This is a genomic window from Stutzerimonas degradans (assembly GCF_024448505.1).
Taxonomy (GTDB): Bacteria; Pseudomonadota; Gammaproteobacteria; order Pseudomonadales; family Pseudomonadaceae; genus Stutzerimonas; species Stutzerimonas degradans.
Window position 1 is genome coordinate 94,242 of sequence record NZ_JAMOHV010000011.1, and the last position, 15,343, is coordinate 109,584.

The 15,343-nt window shown below is 66.1% G+C and carries 14 protein-coding genes; 9 read left to right on the top strand and 5 right to left on the bottom strand.

All coding sequences use genetic code 11. The annotated features are described in order from the left end of the window. Positions 1-94: 94 nt before the first annotated feature. Positions 95-961: an urea transporter gene (locus tag NAV27_RS14615; protein ID WP_102828737.1), complete on the top strand. Its 867-nt coding sequence runs from the start codon at positions 95-97 to the stop codon at positions 959-961. 2 nt (positions 962-963) lie between these two features. Here NAV27_RS14615 and NAV27_RS14620 read toward each other — a convergent pair whose 3' ends face one another. Beyond that, entirely contained in the window at positions 964-1,188 is a 225-nt protein-coding gene (locus NAV27_RS14620; protein ID WP_102828736.1) for a DUF2188 domain-containing protein, read from the bottom strand. A 256-nt stretch (positions 1,189-1,444) separates the two neighbouring features. On the opposite strand from NAV27_RS14620, the gene hmpA reads away from it, so the two are divergent. The 4 genes from hmpA (at position 1,445) to pncB (ending at position 4,794) form a co-directional block, all read left to right on the top strand. Next, positions 1,445-2,623 carry an NO-inducible flavohemoprotein gene (gene hmpA, locus NAV27_RS14625; RefSeq protein WP_102828735.1) on the top strand — a complete coding sequence of 393 codons (1,179 nt, stop codon included), beginning with the start codon at positions 1,445-1,447 and terminating at the stop codon, positions 2,621-2,623. Between the two features lie 56 nt (positions 2,624-2,679). Further along, positions 2,680-2,913 carry a hypothetical protein gene (locus tag NAV27_RS14630; protein WP_102828734.1) on the top strand — a complete coding sequence of 78 codons (234 nt, stop codon included), beginning with the start codon at positions 2,680-2,682 and terminating at the stop codon, positions 2,911-2,913. A gap of 208 nt (positions 2,914-3,121) precedes the next feature. Next, positions 3,122-3,292, top strand: a complete 171-nt coding sequence (locus NAV27_RS14635; RefSeq protein ID WP_003290130.1) for a con-10 family general stress protein — start codon at positions 3,122-3,124, stop codon at positions 3,290-3,292. 290 nt (positions 3,293-3,582) lie between these two features. After that, a complete protein-coding gene (pncB, locus tag NAV27_RS14640; protein WP_102828733.1) occupies positions 3,583-4,794 on the top strand; it encodes a nicotinate phosphoribosyltransferase in 1,212 nt (403 codons plus the stop codon). On the opposite strand, the gene NAV27_RS14645 is transcribed toward pncB, so the two are convergent. After that, entirely contained in the window at positions 4,791-5,987 is a 1,197-nt protein-coding gene (locus NAV27_RS14645) for a GGDEF domain-containing protein (RefSeq protein WP_102828732.1), read from the bottom strand. The two genes, pncB and NAV27_RS14645, sit on opposite strands and share 4 nt — an antisense overlap. Before the next feature lie 305 nt (positions 5,988-6,292). Between NAV27_RS14645 and NAV27_RS14650 the strand changes: the two genes are divergently transcribed. Then, complete coding sequence (locus NAV27_RS14650) at positions 6,293-8,200, top strand: autotransporter domain-containing SGNH/GDSL hydrolase family protein (protein WP_102828731.1); 1,908 nt, start codon at positions 6,293-6,295, stop codon at positions 8,198-8,200. Between the two features lie 39 nt (positions 8,201-8,239). Here the strand turns inward: NAV27_RS14650 and NAV27_RS14655 are convergent, their stop codons facing one another. Next, positions 8,240-9,118, bottom strand: coding sequence for an ATPase (locus NAV27_RS14655; RefSeq protein ID WP_102828730.1), 879 nt, complete (start codon positions 9,116-9,118; stop codon positions 8,240-8,242). Between the two features lie 454 nt (positions 9,119-9,572). Next, complete coding sequence (locus NAV27_RS14660; protein ID WP_043297528.1) at positions 9,573-10,463, bottom strand: LysR family transcriptional regulator ArgP; 891 nt, start codon at positions 10,461-10,463, stop codon at positions 9,573-9,575. Positions 10,464-10,555: 92 nt separating this feature from the next. On the opposite strand from NAV27_RS14660, the gene NAV27_RS14665 reads away from it, so the two are divergent. The 3 genes from NAV27_RS14665 (at position 10,556) to NAV27_RS14675 (ending at position 14,441) form a co-directional block, all read left to right on the top strand. After that, a complete protein-coding gene (locus tag NAV27_RS14665) occupies positions 10,556-11,167 on the top strand; it encodes a LysE/ArgO family amino acid transporter (RefSeq protein WP_077683765.1) in 612 nt (203 codons plus the stop codon). A 355-nt stretch (positions 11,168-11,522) separates the two neighbouring features. After that, positions 11,523-12,104: a superoxide dismutase gene (locus tag NAV27_RS14670; RefSeq protein ID WP_102828729.1), complete on the top strand. Its 582-nt coding sequence runs from the start codon at positions 11,523-11,525 to the stop codon at positions 12,102-12,104. Between the two features lie 279 nt (positions 12,105-12,383). Next, positions 12,384-14,441 carry a putative bifunctional diguanylate cyclase/phosphodiesterase gene (locus NAV27_RS14675; protein ID WP_102828728.1) on the top strand — a complete coding sequence of 686 codons (2,058 nt, stop codon included), beginning with the start codon at positions 12,384-12,386 and terminating at the stop codon, positions 14,439-14,441. Positions 14,442-14,445: 4 nt separating this feature from the next. On the opposite strand, the gene NAV27_RS14680 is transcribed toward NAV27_RS14675, so the two are convergent. Then, on the bottom strand, positions 14,446-15,339 hold the full coding sequence (locus NAV27_RS14680; RefSeq protein ID WP_102828727.1) for a GIDE domain-containing protein: 894 nt from the start codon (positions 15,337-15,339) through the stop codon (positions 14,446-14,448). Positions 15,340-15,343: the final 4 nt, after the last annotated feature.

Consider the following 15,343-nt stretch of genomic DNA (forward strand, 5'->3'; position numbering starts at 1 on the left):
CGCCTGTCTGCACCCGGCGCAGCGCGCCGGCCTGGGGGCCGGCGCCGCGTCGCTGTAGCATGCACGCCCGCACCAATCCCCCGTCAGGCTTCCGATGCTCCGCCTCCCGCGCCATGTCAGCGCCGTGCTCAACGGCTTCAGCCAGATCTTTCTGCAGGCCCATCCGCTCTGTGGACTGCTGATCGCGCTCGCCATCGCGCTGCACACGCCGGCGCTGCTGGCCGGCGCGCTGGCCGGGGCGCTCGCCGGTACCTTCGGCGCCGCCGCGCTGGGGCGTTCGCGCGCCGATATCGACTGCGGGCTGTACGGCTACAACAGCGCGCTGCTGGGCGTGCTGATCGTGCTGCAACTGGGGCTTTCGGCGTTTTCGCTGGGGTTGATCGCATGCGCTGCGCTGCTCATCGACCCGCTGCAGACGCGCCTGCTCGCCGGCCTGCGCGAGCGCCAGTGGCTGCCCGGATTCACCCTACCCTTCGTGCTGCTCGGCTGGCTTGTGCTGACGCTGCTGCCGGCACCCACTGGCACGCCAGCGTCAGTCGCGCCGATCGATGCGCAGGCGCTGGCGTTCGCCATCGCCACCGGCATCGGCCAGGTGATCTTCCTCGACCAGCCGCTGGCCGGGTTGCTGGTGCTGGTGGCGGTCTGGCTAGCCGATCGACGCGCCGCGCGCTGGCTGCTCGCCGGCTCCGCCGCCGGTCTGGGCATCGACCTGCTGTTTGGCGCTGCGCACGGACCGATCCTCGCGGGCCTGGCCGGCTACAACCCGGCGCTGGCCGCGCTGGCGGTAAGCCAGGTGCAGCGCTCGGCGTGGGCACCGCTGCTGGCAATCGTCGCCGCTGTGCTGGCGCGACTGGCCTTCGATCGGTTGGGCCTGCCGCCGCTGACGATGCCGTTCATCCTCGCCTGCTGGCTGGTGGCGCTGGCGGCGCGACGGGTTCGCCGGCAACCCGAGAACGCCTAGCCTCAGCCGCCGGTCGCGCGCGGATTCTGCTCCTGCGGGTAATGGCGCTCCTCTTCCACTTCGCCGTCGCTGCCGTGGACCTTCACCGTCGCCGTGCGCAGTTTCATGTAGTCACGGGCCTGCTCGAGCGCCGCTTCGCGGCTGGCAGTTTCGATCAGCACGCGTGGGTCGCCTTCCTCGCGCAGCAGCCAGCGATTGGCTTCCCGGGTGATGTGGTAAGTCTCCATGTCGATCTCCCTTGCAGTGGTGGTGGGCTCTTTCCATAGGGCATATGCCGGGCGCGAGGGTTCGCTCCAGGGTTATCTCGACCCTAATGGTGATAAAAACCCTCTAACGCCGAGGTTTTTTGTACCTTCCAGGCATTACAAACCTTGATTTCAGTCAATTCCAGAGCTGGAACGATTGTTGAAAGAACCTAGGTAGAACGTCGCGCCTTTGCCTTAGGCAACGGACGCAGCGACTTTCCCACCAGAGGAGTATTCGATGCTTTGCGCTGAACAAATTGCCCTGATCAAAGCCACCGTGCCGCTGCTGGAAAGCGGCGGGGAGGCACTGACCACGCATTTCTACCACCTGATGCTGAACGAGCACCCGGAGGTGCGCCCGCTGTTCAACCAGGCCCACCAGGCCAGCGGCGAGCAGCCGCGCGCGCTGGCCAACGGCGTGCTGATGTATGCCCGCCACATCGACCGGCTGGAGGCGCTCGGCCCGCTGGTCGGCCAGATCATCAACAAGCACGTGGCGCTGCAGGTGCTGCCCGAGCATTACCCGATTGTCGGCGGCTGCCTGCTGCGCGCCATTCGCGAAGTACTCGGTGCGGAGATCGCCACCGATGCGGTGATCGATGCCTGGGCCGCCGCCTATCAGCAGCTGGCTGACATCCTCATCGGCAACGAGGAGCAGCTCTACCAGGCCAAGGCCGAGGCACCCGGTGGCTGGCGTGGCGCGCGGCGTTTCCGCATCGCCCGCAAGGTCGCCGAGAGCGAAGAAATCAGCTCGTTCCACCTGCAGCCCGAGGACGGCGGCGCGCTGATGGACTTCCTGCCCGGCCAGTACATCGGCCTGCGCCTGCAGATCGACGGCGAGGAAGTGCGCCGCAACTATTCGCTGTCGGCGGCCAGCAACGGCCGCGAGTACCGCATCAGCGTCAAGCGCGAGCCCGGCGGCGTAGTCTCCAACGCCCTGCATGCGCTGGAGGAAGGCGCGGTAGTGGAGCTGTTCGCCCCGGCTGGCGACTTCACCCTGCAACCCGGCGACAAGCCGTTGGTACTGATCAGCGGTGGCGTCGGCATCACCCCGACCCTCGCCATGCTCGAACAGGCACTGGCCACCTCGCGCCCAGTGCACTTCATCCACTGCGCGCGCAACGCCGGCGTGCATGCGTTTCGTCGCACCGTGGACGCCCTGGCCGAGCGGCATTCGCAGCTGCGGCACTTCTACTGCTATGACGAACACGAAGGCGAAGCCGCCGCGCCCGACGCCGTCGGCCTGCTCACCGAGGACCGCCTGGCCGCGTGGCTGCCGGCGGACCGCGATGTGGACGCCTACTTCCTCGGCCCCAAGCCCTTCATGGCGGCAGTCAAGCGCCAGCTGAAAGCACTCGGCGTACCGGAGCGGCAGACCCGCTACGAGTTCTTCGGCCCGGCCAGCGCCCTCGAATGAACCCACCGAGCCCGCGTATGCGCGGGCTCCCTCTCCTGCCTTGACGGAGGTGAACCATGTTTCAACGCACCTGGGACCCGCAACACCTGCTCCATCTGGCCAACGCGCTGATGTTCGGCGGCGTGCTGCTCCTGCTGCTGGGCGTCAGCGGCGCCTATCTGTTCGACCAGTGGCTGAGCCTGCCGCTGGTGGTCACCTGCCACGCGCTGGTGATCCTCGGCCCCACCGCCCTGAAGATCGGTTACGTCATGCGCCTGCTCGCCCAGCGACAACTCGCCCTGGCCGCCTGACGCGGCGAAGTTCCCTTTTAATTGCAACTACCGTTTCGTTGTAATTGCACGGCGCCATACGCACGAGCGATATAGGGAAAACCATTCGTCCGCCGTTCCTGAAACAGTGAAACTTCCATCGCAGCCCGGTCCTCTGAAACCATGAAGGCTGATGAATCTCTCTCATTGGCCGTTTCCAAAGTCTCTATCCAACTGAGGAGAAAAAGACATGGCAAATAACAACCCGGGCAACTTCGCCAACGATCGAGAGAAAGCATCCGAAGCCGGCCGCAAAGGCGGGCACAACAGCGGCGGCAACTTCGCCAACGACCGCGAGAAGGCCTCCGAGGCAGGCCGCAAGGGTGGCCAGAACAGCCACGGCGGTGGCCGCAGTAGCTGACAAAGCTGCCGACAGCGGTAGTAAAAAGGCAAGAGCTTCGGCTCTTGCCTTTTTTATTGCCGGCAATTTAACCACCCAAACTATCAGTATTTATTGATGGCGCTCGAATATTATTCGGCCAACAGTGCTACTCATAAAATTCACAACTTTTCGACAGAACAAAAAACCGACAGCCGGCCGCACCGTATATCGCCCAGCTAATTAACGCTTTTTGTTTTCCACCGGCATCGTTCTTGCCAGATGTCGTTCCGAGCGGCAAGGTGCATGGCACCGCAGCCAGGAACGCAACCGTGAACAATCCCGCCATCATCCAGAGTCTGCTGGACACCGATTTCTACAAACTGACGATGATGCAGGCCGTGCTGCATCACTACCCCAACGCCGAGGTGGAGTGGGCATTCCGCTGTCGCTCGGAGGAAGACCTCAGCCCGTATCTGGGCGCGGTACGCGAGCAGATCGAGGCGCTTGCCGAGCTGGCGATGAGCGCCGAGGAACTGGCCTTCCTCGAACGCGTCCCCTACATGCAGCCGGACTTCATCCGCTTTCTCGGCCTGTTTCGCTTCGACCTGCGTTACGTGCGCCTGGAGGTCGAAGCGGGCGAGCTGGTGATCCACCTGCGCGGCCCGTGGCTGCACGTGATCCTCTTCGAGGTGCCGCTGCTGGCGATCATCAGCGAGGTGCGCAATCGCGTCCGTTATCCGCAGGTGGGGCCGGAGCAGGCGCTCGAACGGCTGGACGCCAAGTGTGCCTGGCTGCGCGAGCAAGCCACGGTCGAGGAACTGGCCGAGTTCAAGCTGGCGGATTTCGGCACCCGCCGGCGCTTTTCCTATGCGGTGCAGACCGCGGTGGTCGAACGCCTCGCACAAACGTTCCCCGGCGACTTCGTCGGTACCAGCAACGTGCACCTGGCGCGAACGCTCGATCTGCGGCCGATGGGCACGATGGCACACGAATGGATCATGGCGCACCAGCAGCTCGGCCCGCGGCTGATCGACAGCCAGCGCGCGGCACTGGACTGCTGGGTGCGTGAATATCGTGGCGCACTGGGGATCGCGCTGACCGACTGCATCACCATGGACGCCTTCCTGCGCGACTTCGATCTGTACTTCGCCAAGCTATTCGATGGCCTGCGCCATGATTCGGGCGACCCGCTGATCTGGGCGGAGAAAGCCATCGCCCATTACCAAAGCCTGGGCATCGACCCGCGCAGCCGCCAGCTGGTGTTTTCCGACGGCCTGGACTTTCCCCGGGCGCTGGCGATCCTGCGGGCGCTAGCCGGGCGCTGCCGGCCGAGCTTCGGCATCGGCACCGGGCTGACCTGCGACATCGCCGGCGTGGAGCCCACCAACATGGTGATCAAGATGACGGCATGCAACGGCCAGCCGGTGGCGAAGATTTCCGACTCGCCGGGCAAGACCCTGTGCCGCGACCCAGCGTTCGTCAGCTACCTGCGACATGTCTTCGCGGTCGCCGACACCTCGCCCGCCAAAGCCGGGAGTTAGCCCTCCAGCACCGCCGCCACGGGCTGACCCATCGTGTATTCGGCATGGCCGTGCAGGCGGTTGCGGCCGCCGGACTTGGCCTGGTACATGCGCTGGTCGGCGATCTCCAGCAGCTGGCGGTAGTCCTCGGCAACGTCCGCCAGGCGCTCGGAAAGACCGATGCTGGCGGTCAACGGCTGGCCATCCGGGCGTACGCCCAGGCCGTTACCGGCGAGCCGGGCGAGCGCCCGGTGCGCCTGCTGCAGGTCGGTGTCCGGCATGATCAGCAGGAACTCCTCGCCACCCCAGCGCACCAGGCTGTCGGAGCCACGCAGCGTCGCCACCAGGCTGCGCGCGGCATCGCGCAGCACGGCATCGCCGGCCTCGTGGCCGTAGTTGTCGTTGATCGCCTTGAAGTGATCCAGATCGATGAAGGCCAGCGCCAGCGGGCTACCGGTGCGCTGCGCCGAGTCCCACTGCAGGCGCAGGATTTCCTCGCCGCTGCCGCGCGAGAAGATGCCGGTCAGCGGATCGCGGATGGCCTGGCGCACCAGCGCGATCATGAAGGCCAGCTGGCTCATGCCCGCCAGGCTGGCAACGCCGGCGATCAGGATCAGCAGCCAGAAGGCACCGGCGAACGACGGCCAGTTCAACGTCGCCCAGCTCAGGTAGCCGGCCAGCGCCTGCGCCATCAGCAACAGCATGCCGAGCACCAGGCTTTCCACCAGCGTCAACGGGAAGATCGTCAGTCCCGCCATCAGCACGAACGGCAGGAACGCATAGCCGGCACCGACCACCGCCGAGAACTGCGCCAGCTGGTAGGAACCCAGCAGCGTGTGCGAGGCGATGTAGAACACCGTCGGGATGGCGAAGAGGATCGCGATGGCCCGGTAGGCGTCGAACAGGTTGCCGCTCGGCCGGTAGAACAGCAGCAGCCAGGTGAACGCCAGACACGCCAACAGGCGAAAACCCGCCAACCGCGCCCACAGCGGCGTGTCGAAGACCAGCAGGTCGATGATGCTCCACAGCGGCGTGAGCACGGCGAAGAGAAAGGCGAACAGCCGCACGCGGTCGACGATCATCATCGCGCGGCGCTGGCAGAGCAGCATGGGATGGCCGACCGGCGTCAACAGGTGGCGCAGCTCGCTGCTTTTCAGCTCGCTGGGCAGCAGCGTGGTCAGACGTGAGCGAAGCAGATCGATCAGTGCAGTCATTGTTGTTCTATCCACGGCAGGGAACACGCGTTCAGCCCCGGCCATTGCCGCACCCTGTGAAATCCCTGGGTTGCGCATGATGGCTTCCGGCCAGCAGCGCGATCCTAGCGGAGCGAGGAATCGATTCATTGAGCCAGGGCAAGAACCCGAGGGGTTTTCGTGCACCTGTCGCGCTGTCCGTCTTTCGGGCGACAGCCGGCCCCGACGAATCGCCCTTTTGTGCGCTGTCGCCGCCGCTCCGCCGTGGCTAGCTTGAACGGGCGCCCGAGCGCGCAGCAGAACAACAACAAGAAGGGAGACACCCGATGCATTCGACGACAAGACCGCTGGCCGCCCTGCTGCTGGCCATCCTTGCCGGCAGCGCCGCAGCCGCCGACGGCCCGTTCAGCCAGTTCATCAACTTCGGCGACTCGCTCAGCGATGCCGGCAACTTCCCCGACGTCGGCAGCCCGCTGCTGGGCAGCAACCCGACCGGTGGCTTGCGCTTCACCAACCGCACCGGCCCGACCTATGGCGACAACAACGTCGAATACGGTGGTCAGGTCGCCACCCAGCTGCTGGCCGAGCGCCTGGGGCTGACTTCGCTGCCCTCCACGCCACTGCTGCCGCAATTGTTGACCGGCAACCCGGACGGTACCAACTACGCCGTCGGCGGCTACCGCACTGACCAGATCCTCGACTCCATCACCGGCACCTCGACGGTAGCCACCGGCGGCCTGAGTCGCTCGCGTCCCGGCTACCTGGTCGAGAACCCGCAGGCCGACCCGAATGCGCTGTACTACCTCAACGGCGGCGCCAACGACATCTTCCAGCTCGGCAGCCGGCCGATCACCATGGCAGCCGCGGCTAGCGATCTGGTGGCCGGCGTCAGCGCGCTAGCCGAAGCCGGTGCGCGTTACATCATCGTCTCCGACCTGCCCGACGTCGGCAGCACCCCGCTCGGCACCCTCACCGGGAACAGCGCCCAGCTCAATGCGCTCAGCGACCAGTACAACGCCGAACTCGAGGCACAGCTGCGCGGCTCCGGCGCCAACTACGTGCTGCTCAACAGCCGTCTATTGCTGGAAGAAGTACGCGCGGACCTGGCGCAATTCGGCTTCGCCGCCGACATTAACCAGAACGCCGTGTGCTTCTCCGGCGACAGCTGTCTGGCCGACCCGACCTATGGCCGCACCGGTAGCGCCCCCGCCCCGGATCGCCTGCTGTTCAACGATGCCGTGCACCCGACCACCGCTCTGCATCGCATCAGCGCCGACTACCTGTATTCGATCGTCGCGGCGCCCTGGGAGATCTCGCGCCTGCCGGAGATGGGCCAGGCGGCGCTGCGCGCGCAGCTGCAACAGCTCGATCAGGATTTGATGGCCCAGCGCGGCCGCTGGCAGCCTGTCGGCGAATGGCGCATCCAGGCCGGCGGCGGCTATCGCAGCCCGGATTTCGACGGCTACGGCAGTGGCGACGGCGACAGCCAGTCACTGTCGCTGAGCCTGTCCCACCGCCTGAGCGAGCAATGGCTGGCCGGCCTCAGCCTGGCGATCGGAGAGAACGACATCAGCCTCGGCGCTGGCGAATCCGACTACGACATGCGCAGCTACCTGGCGACCGCCTTTGCCCGTTACGAGCAGGATCGTCTGTTTGCCGATTTCACCCTCAGCGGCGGCCATCTGGATTACCACGACCTGCAACGGCGCTTCGCGCTGGGCATCAGCGAGCGCGTCGAAAAGGGCTCCACCGACGGGCAGGTCTGGGCACTCGGCAGCAAGGTCGGCTTCAACCTGATGCAGCCGCAGGATGCGATGCAGTTCGGCCCCTTCATCGGTGCCAACTACCAGCGCGTGGAGGTGGACGGCTATAGCGAGCACGGCGAGCGCTCCACCGCGATGACCTTCGCCGATCAGGAGCGCGACTCGCTGCGCCTGTCGCTCGGTCTGTTCGGCGACCTGGCCCTGAGCGAGCGCACCCGCGTGTACGGCGAAGTGGCTCGTGAAGTGGAGCGTGAAGACGAGGATCCGGAAGACCTGCGCATGTCGCTCAACAGCGTGCCCGGCAACAGCTTCGAGCTACCCGGCGCGGTGCCGAGCGGCGACCAGACGCGCTTCAGTGTTGGCCTGACGCATCAGCTGGCCACTGATCTGGCGCTGCGGGCCAACTACCACTATCGCGGCAACGACAACCGCGATCACGGCCTGAACCTGTCGCTCAGCTGGGATCTGTAAGCCGTTCGGGGCAACCCTTGCGGTTGCCCCTGCTCGCCGTCAGCGCGCGTCGAGCTGGCCCTGCAGGTTGGCGATCTGGCTCTGCAGTGTGGTGATGTTGCGGGTGACCTGAGCACGGAAGGCATCGAATTCGGCCGTGTTGGAGCTGGCCGCCGGACGGTTCTCCAGCTCGCTGCGCAACACCAGCAGATCCTGTTCGAGGCGGCTGATCGCCTGGCTCGGGTTGCCGCGCTGCTGCAGAGCGGCAACATCCTTGCCCAGCGCATCGACGCGACTACGCAGCTGGTCCTGCGTGCCCAGCGCCGTTTTCAGCACGGCCTGTTCGCTGCCCAGCGTCTTGAGGTCCGCGGCCAGCGTCGCGCCCGTCTGTTGCTGGGTGCGCAGCTCGCCATCCAGCCCGTCGAGACGCTTGCCCTGCTCCTGCAGACGCTGATCCTGATTGCCCTGCTTACCGGCCAGACTCTGCTGCTCGGTGGCGAAAGCCTGCTGTTTGCGGGTCAGCTCGATCACCTGTTGTTCGAGCTGCTTGATGCGCAGTTTCACCGCCTCGCTTTCCGTGGTGACGTTGGACTCGGTCGCCACGACCTTGCCGGAAATGTCGCGCAGGCGGCCCGCGGCGTCTTCGCTGATCCGCGCGAAGCTGTCCTGAGTGGCCACCAGCTGCATTTCCAGCGCCGCCATGCGCTGGAAGCTCCACCAGACGAACGCGCCGAGGCAAACCGCGAGCACCACCACCAGCACCCACAGCGGCGCGGTACTGCCCGCGCGACGCTTCTGCCGCGCGCGCCCGGTTTCGCCACGCTCGACGGCAGGCTTGTGGAGCGGCTCCAGATCCGGCGCCGGATAAGGCTCTTCGCGATCCCGGGCCGCAGAGAGGCTGGGGATATGGTCCAGTTCGTCGTGAGCATCGTTGCGCATGGGATACCTTTCAGGATGGCGCGAAGCAAAAAAAACAGCGCGCAGTATAACGATTCGGCCATGCCACAGCAGGCACGGCGGCGCGGTGGCACTGCACCGTCACGAGGCAGCGCGCACCGGCGCTGCGCACGGCTGCACGGGCCAGCCCCGACGGACGCGCCAAGCGTGGCGCTCGCCAACAGCCCGACCCGCACGGATCGCGCCTGCCGGTGCGGTCGCGCGGAAAAATGAGGATGAAACGGCAAGCTGGTACGCCGCTTGCTCATACCTTCCTGCCAGCGGATCGACGCCTGCCGACACGGATGTCGGACCCACAACTCCGGTCAGGCAAACGCCTTAGGCGAGTCCCGCTCGTTTCATTCGCCTGCCGGCCGCGCTACCGCCCGGATGCAAACGGCATGAACCAGCCGATGGTTGCGGTGGTTCTGCGACAGCCTGCCGGGCGCGCGCAATCTCACTCGGTCACCAGCCAGCGTCCGGCACAACGCAACAGGTGACGGGTCAGTTCATCCAACAGCGCGCCGCCGTTGCGCCAGTGATGCCAGTACAACGGCACATCGATGGGCGGGCCGGACAGCACATCGACCAGCTCGCCGCGCGCAAGTTCGCCGCGCACCTGCAACTGCGGCACCAGCCCCCAGCCAAGCCCGCTCTGCAGCATCCGCACGAAGCCTTCGGACGACGGACACAGATGGTGGATGAAGCCGTCCGAACCGCCGATGGAAGCCATGTAGCGATGCTGCAGGCGATCATCGGGGCCGAACACGATGGCCGGCGCGCGCGCCAGCGTCTCGGCGCTCGGCTGGCTGCCGAGGTAGCGCCGCTGGAATGCCGGGCTGGCCAGCGCGCGGTAACGCATCGCGCCCAGATACTGGCTGCGCGCACCGGCCAGCGGGCGCTCGGCCGCGCAGACACAGCCAGCCACCTCGCCGGCGCGCATGCGCTTGAGGCCGACCGCCTGGTCCTCCACCACATGATCGAGCAGCACCGCATGCTCGGTGCAAAACGGCGCGACGGCCTCGGCCCACCAGGTCGCCAGACTGTCGGCATTCAGCGCGATACGCAGTCGCTCGGGCAGACGATTCTCGTCCAGCGTCGGCACCTGGCCCTGCAGGTCACGCTCCAGCAGGCGCACCTGCTGCACATGGTTGAGCAGCCGCTGGCCCAGCTCGGTCGGCCGTGGCGGCACGCCGCGCAGCAGTACCGGCTGGCCGACCCGCGCTTCGAGCAGCTTGATGCGCTGCGACACCGCCGATTGCGAGAGGCCGAGCACTGCGGCGGCGCGCTCGAAGCCGGCCTGTTCGACCACCGCGGCCAGCGCGGCAAGCAGCTTGTAATCGAACATCTGTTTTCCTAATGAGGGTTAACGAAGATTCGTTTCTCTTATATTCCTCCCCGCCCCAGACTGCCAGCCTGGACTTCGACAAGGCGGCGAACATGGGAATCCTCTGGAGCAGTTACCTGAACGGGCTGGCGGTCACCGCCGGGCTGATCGTCGCCATCGGCGCGCAGAACGCCTTCGTTCTCGCGCAGAGCCTGCGCCGTGAGCATCACCTGCCGGTCGCCGCGCTCTGCGTGCTCTGCGATGCGATCCTGATCAGCCTCGGCGTGTTCGGCCTGGCGGCGATCCTGGCGCAGAACCCGACGTTGCTGGCGATCACCCGCTGGGGCGGCGTGGCCTTCCTGCTGTGGTACGGCGTCGCGGCGCTGCGCCGTGCCGTGCGGCCGCAGGCACTGCAGCAACAGGGCAACGGCGAACGGCGTTCGCGGCGCGCGGTGCTGCTCGCCGCGCTGGCGGTGACGCTGCTCAATCCCCACGTCTATCTCGATACCGTGTTGCTGATCGGATCCCTTGGAGCACAGCAGCCTGCTCCGGGCGCCTATACGCTGGGCGCCGCCAGCGCGTCGATGCTGTGGTTTCTCGCCCTCGCCCTCGGCGGCGCCTGGCTCGCGCCGTGGCTGGCGCGCCCGCTGACCTGGCGGCTGATCGACGTCGGCGTCGCCGCGATGATGTTCGCCGTGGCGCTGCAACTGGCCGTACCCGACTGAACGGCTAGACGCGCTCAACGGAAGGAACGACCCCGCTGCAGCGGGGTCCACGCATGGCGACTCCCGCGCGGGCGCGCATCATAAAGCTGCGCCGCAAGGGCCCGGAGCAGGTTTGCCCACACAGTTGCCGCGTGGTTTTGCCGCAGGGTGGGTGCTATGATCCGGCGTTCGCGGGTTGAGCTTCAGCCCGCCTGTCCGGCCGACCGTGAACGGCCAGAGTTCGCGCAAAGATCGCGGTGCGCGAAGGGAGAACAGCCGAGACGAACAGGGTGCGAACAGCATTCGCCTCTGTCCCTACAGCAGCTGCCCCACGCCCGCCGCATCATGTCCTCGACACCTGAGTAGGAGATACATCATGGCTTTCGAATTGCCGCCGCTGCCGTACGCTAAGAATGCTCTCGAGCCGCACATGTCCGCCGAAACCCTGGACTACCACCACGACAAGCACCACGCTGCCTACGTGACCAATCTGAACAACCTGGTTCCGGGCACCGAGTTCGAAGGCAAGGACCTGGAAAGCATCATCAAGTCCTCCTCTGGCGGCATCTTCAACAACGCGGCCCAGGTCTGGAACCACACCTTCTTCTGGAACTGCCTGGCGCCCAACGCCGGCGGCCAGCCGAGCGGCGCACTGGCTGACGCCATCAATGCCTCCTTCGGCTCCTTCGACAAGTTCAAGGAAGAGTTCACCAAGACCGCCATCGGCACCTTCGGCTCCGGCTGGGCCTGGCTGGTGAAGAAGTCCGACGGCAGCCTGGGCCTGGCCAGCACCATCGGCGCCGGCAACCCGATGACCGCAGGCGACAAGCCGCTGCTGACCTGCGACGTGTGGGAACACGCCTACTACATCGACTACCGCAACGCCCGTCCGAAGTTCGTCGAAGCGTTCTGGAACCTGATCAACTGGGATTTCGTCGCGAAAAACTTCGCCGGCTGATCCAGCCGTTCCGGCTGTCCGTGCACGCCTGCGAGCCGGACAGCCAGGCCAGTCACCAGAAAAATGCCCGCTTCGTCAGTTGCGGGCATTTTTCGTTCAAGCCCGGCAAAACCCGGCCGATGTGACACAGGCAGCGCAAGGATCGCCCGGGCGTGCCGTGTGCGCTGCGAGGCATGCCCGACCTTAGCGTCATAGTTCGATCACAAGGTTTTTTGACGACACCGCCATGACTATCAATACTTGCGCAACCAAGCACCGGCACGGAAAAGGGATCTTCTCTTGAAGCTGGAATTGCGCAATAGCCTGTCACGAAGACTCCTGCGAGTGGTTCTGCTGTCCGCACTGGCCGTGGGGCTGGTTCTCAGCTGTGCGCAGATCATCTTCGGGGCCTACAAGACCCGCCATCTCATCGCCGACGATGCGCAACGTATCCTGCGCATGACGCGCGACCCCTCGACGCAGGCGATCTACAGCCTCGACCGGGAAATGGGCAGCCAGGTGATGGAAGGCCTGTTCCAGCACGAATCCATCCGCGAAGCCTCGATCGGCCATGCCGGCGAGGAAGTGCTGGCACACAAGTCGCGTCCGCTGCTGACGCTGTCATCGCGCTGGCTGACCGATCCGATCCTCGGCCGCGATCAGCAGTTCTCCATTCCGCTGATCGGCCGCGAGCCGTACAACGAGCACTATGGCGACCTGCGCATCACCCTCGATACCGCCCGCTATGGCCAGGAGTTCATCAGCGACTCGGTGGTGATCGCCATCATCGGCGTCCTGCGCGCGCTGACCCTCGGCCTGGTGCTGTTCCTCATCTACGAATGGCTGCTGACGCGCCCACTGACCAAGCTGATCGAGCACCTGGCGCGCATCAATCCCGACCGCCCCGGCGCGCACAAACTACCGCTGATCAAGGGCCACGAACGCAACGAACTGGGCCTCTGGGTCGAGACCGCCAACAGTCTGCTCGCCGCCATCGAACACAACATGCAACTGCGCCAACAGGCCGAGAGCAGCCTGCAGCACATGACGCAATACGACCCCCTCACCGGCCTGCCCAACCGCCAGCAGCTGCAGCGCCAGCTCGATCACATCCTCGATGAAGCACGCCGCCTGCAACGACGCGTCGCGGTGCTCTGCCTCGGGCTGGACGACTTCAAGGGCATCAACGAGCAGTTCAGCTATCGCACCGGTGACCACCTGCTGCTGGCGCTGGCCGATCGTTTGCGCTCACTGGGCGGTCGGCTGGACGCCCTGGCACGCCTGGGCGGCGATCAGTTCGTACTGGTCCTCTCGGGAATCGAGCAGCCCTACGAGGCCGCCGAACTGGCACAGACCCTGCTGGATGACCTGGAAACGCCGCTGGAAGTGGACGGCCAGCGCATCCGTCTGCACGGCACCATCGGCGTCACGCTGTACCCGGAAGACGGCGGCGACACCGAGAAGCTGTTGCTGAAGGCCGAGCAGACCATGACGCTGGCCAAGAACCGCTCGCGCAATCGCTATCAGTTCTATGTCGCCAGCATCGACAGCGAAATGCGCGCGCGTCGCGAGCTGGAGAAGGACCTCGGCGAGGCGCTGGCGCATGGCGAGTTCTTCCTCGTCTACCAGCCGCAGGTGGATTACCAGCAGAACTGCATCACCGGTGTCGAAGCGCTGCTGCGCTGGAAACACCAGGGCAAGCTGGTGCCGCCCGACCTGTTCATCCCGGTGGCCGAGCAGAACGGCAGCATCATTCCGATCGGCGCCTGGGTGCTCGACCAGGCCTGCCGCCAGCTGCAGGAATGGCGCGGGCTCGGCTTCACCGGCTTGCGCATGGCCGTCAACCTGTCGACCGTCCAGCTGCACCACAGCGGCCTGCCGCAGATGATCAGCGACCTGCTGCAGAGGCATCAGCTACCGGCCGAAACCCTGGAGCTGGAAGTCACCGAAACTGGGCTGATGGAGGATATCCAGGCGGCCCGGCACAACCTGCTGAGCCTGCGGCGATCCGGTGCGCTGATCGCCATCGACGACTTCGGCACCGGCTATTCCTCGCTCAGCTACCTCAGGAGCCTGCCGCTGGACAAGATCAAGATCGACAAGAGCTTCGTTCAGGACATCGGCCAGGACGAGGGCGCCACCATCGTTCGCGCGGTCATTCAGCTGGGTCGCAGCCTGGGCATGACAGTCATCGCCGAAGGCGTGGAGACGCCGGAGCAGGAAGCCTATCTGATCGTCGAGGGTTGCGAGGAAGGCCAGGGTTATTACTACAGCAAGCCGCTGCCGGCACGAGAAATGACCGCGCTGCTGCAGCAGTCCCGCCACTTCACCCGCACGCTCAGTTCAATCCAGCCGTAGAGCGCTACCAGCCGCTCACGCCCAGCTGCAGGGCCAGCCACAGCGCACCGCCGAGGCAGGCCAGTGCACCAGCCGCGGCCTGCCAGTAGAAGCGCCGGGCGAGCACCTCCTCGCCGTGACTGGAGAGCACGAACGGCTGCGCCTGCTGCGGACGCGCCAGGTGGGCGGTGGCCGGCGCGCTGCTCGCGGTGCGGTGGCGGTCTTCGGCCTCCAGTCCGGCCGCCAGCCTGACGTGGCGCCACTCCTGCTCGTCGAGCTGGCCATCGCCATTGCGGTCGAAACGCTGCAGCAGGCCGGCAAAATCGCCTTTCCACTGACGAATCACCTCCGCCTGCGCCCGCTCCTGGTCGAGCCCCTGACGGCCACCACCGACGGTACGAAACTCACCGATGGCATAGAGCGGCTCGCCCGCATGCAGGCGCTCCTCGACGTAGCGGTACTGCCGCCCGCCGTTCAGCCAATCCAGCCAGCCGTGCGCCGGCAGCCCGCGCGGATGGCGCTGATCGCCGGTCCAGACGCGGCGCCAGGCCGGCAGCACTTCAGCGCCGCGCGGATCGATCAGGCACTCGCCGCTGGCATCCGCCAGGCGCAGCCAGGCTTCGCTGGTGCCGCGCTCGATCACCCGCCAGCTGCGCCGCTCGCTGGCCCCGCCGTATTCCTCGATGCGGTAGCGCCACCACAGGCACGGCTGGCCGCTCAACGGTGCCGTCAGCGGAGTCGCGCCGCTCTCGCGCAGAACCCCGACCAGCTCCACATACCCCTGCGCAGCCGAACGAATGCGCGAGGTCGGCGTGTCCTGCAGATGGCGAATCCGCGACCAGCGACTCACCCATACCCAGCCGCCCGCCACGCACAGCCCAGCGGCTGCGACGAAGGCGAGCAACGTAGCGAAATCCACGCGA

What these genes read in the sequence shown, in the direction of transcription:
- NAV27_RS14655 (WP_102828730.1), bottom strand. Translation starts at nt 9,118, where the DNA reads ATGCGCAACGATGCTCACGACGAACTGGACCATATCCCCAGCCTCTCT.
- NAV27_RS14630 (WP_102828734.1), top strand. Translation starts at nt 2,680, where the DNA reads ATGTTTCAACGCACCTGGGACCCGCAACACCTGCTCCATCTGGCCAAC.
- NAV27_RS14645 (WP_102828732.1), bottom strand. Translation starts at nt 5,987, where the DNA reads ATGACTGCACTGATCGATCTGCTTCGCTCACGTCTGACCACGCTGCTG.
- NAV27_RS14650 (WP_102828731.1), top strand. Translation starts at nt 6,293, where the DNA reads ATGCATTCGACGACAAGACCGCTGGCCGCCCTGCTGCTGGCCATCCTT.
- NAV27_RS14660 (WP_043297528.1), bottom strand. Translation starts at nt 10,463, where the DNA reads ATGTTCGATTACAAGCTGCTTGCCGCGCTGGCCGCGGTGGTCGAACAG.
- NAV27_RS14615 (WP_102828737.1), top strand. Translation starts at nt 95, where the DNA reads ATGCTCCGCCTCCCGCGCCATGTCAGCGCCGTGCTCAACGGCTTCAGC.
- NAV27_RS14665 (WP_077683765.1), top strand. Translation starts at nt 10,556, where the DNA reads ATGGGAATCCTCTGGAGCAGTTACCTGAACGGGCTGGCGGTCACCGCC.
- NAV27_RS14635 (WP_003290130.1), top strand. Translation starts at nt 3,122, where the DNA reads ATGGCAAATAACAACCCGGGCAACTTCGCCAACGATCGAGAGAAAGCA.
- hmpA (WP_102828735.1), top strand. Translation starts at nt 1,445, where the DNA reads ATGCTTTGCGCTGAACAAATTGCCCTGATCAAAGCCACCGTGCCGCTG.
- NAV27_RS14620 (WP_102828736.1), bottom strand. Translation starts at nt 1,188, where the DNA reads ATGGAGACTTACCACATCACCCGGGAAGCCAATCGCTGGCTGCTGCGC.
- NAV27_RS14670 (WP_102828729.1), top strand. Translation starts at nt 11,523, where the DNA reads ATGGCTTTCGAATTGCCGCCGCTGCCGTACGCTAAGAATGCTCTCGAG.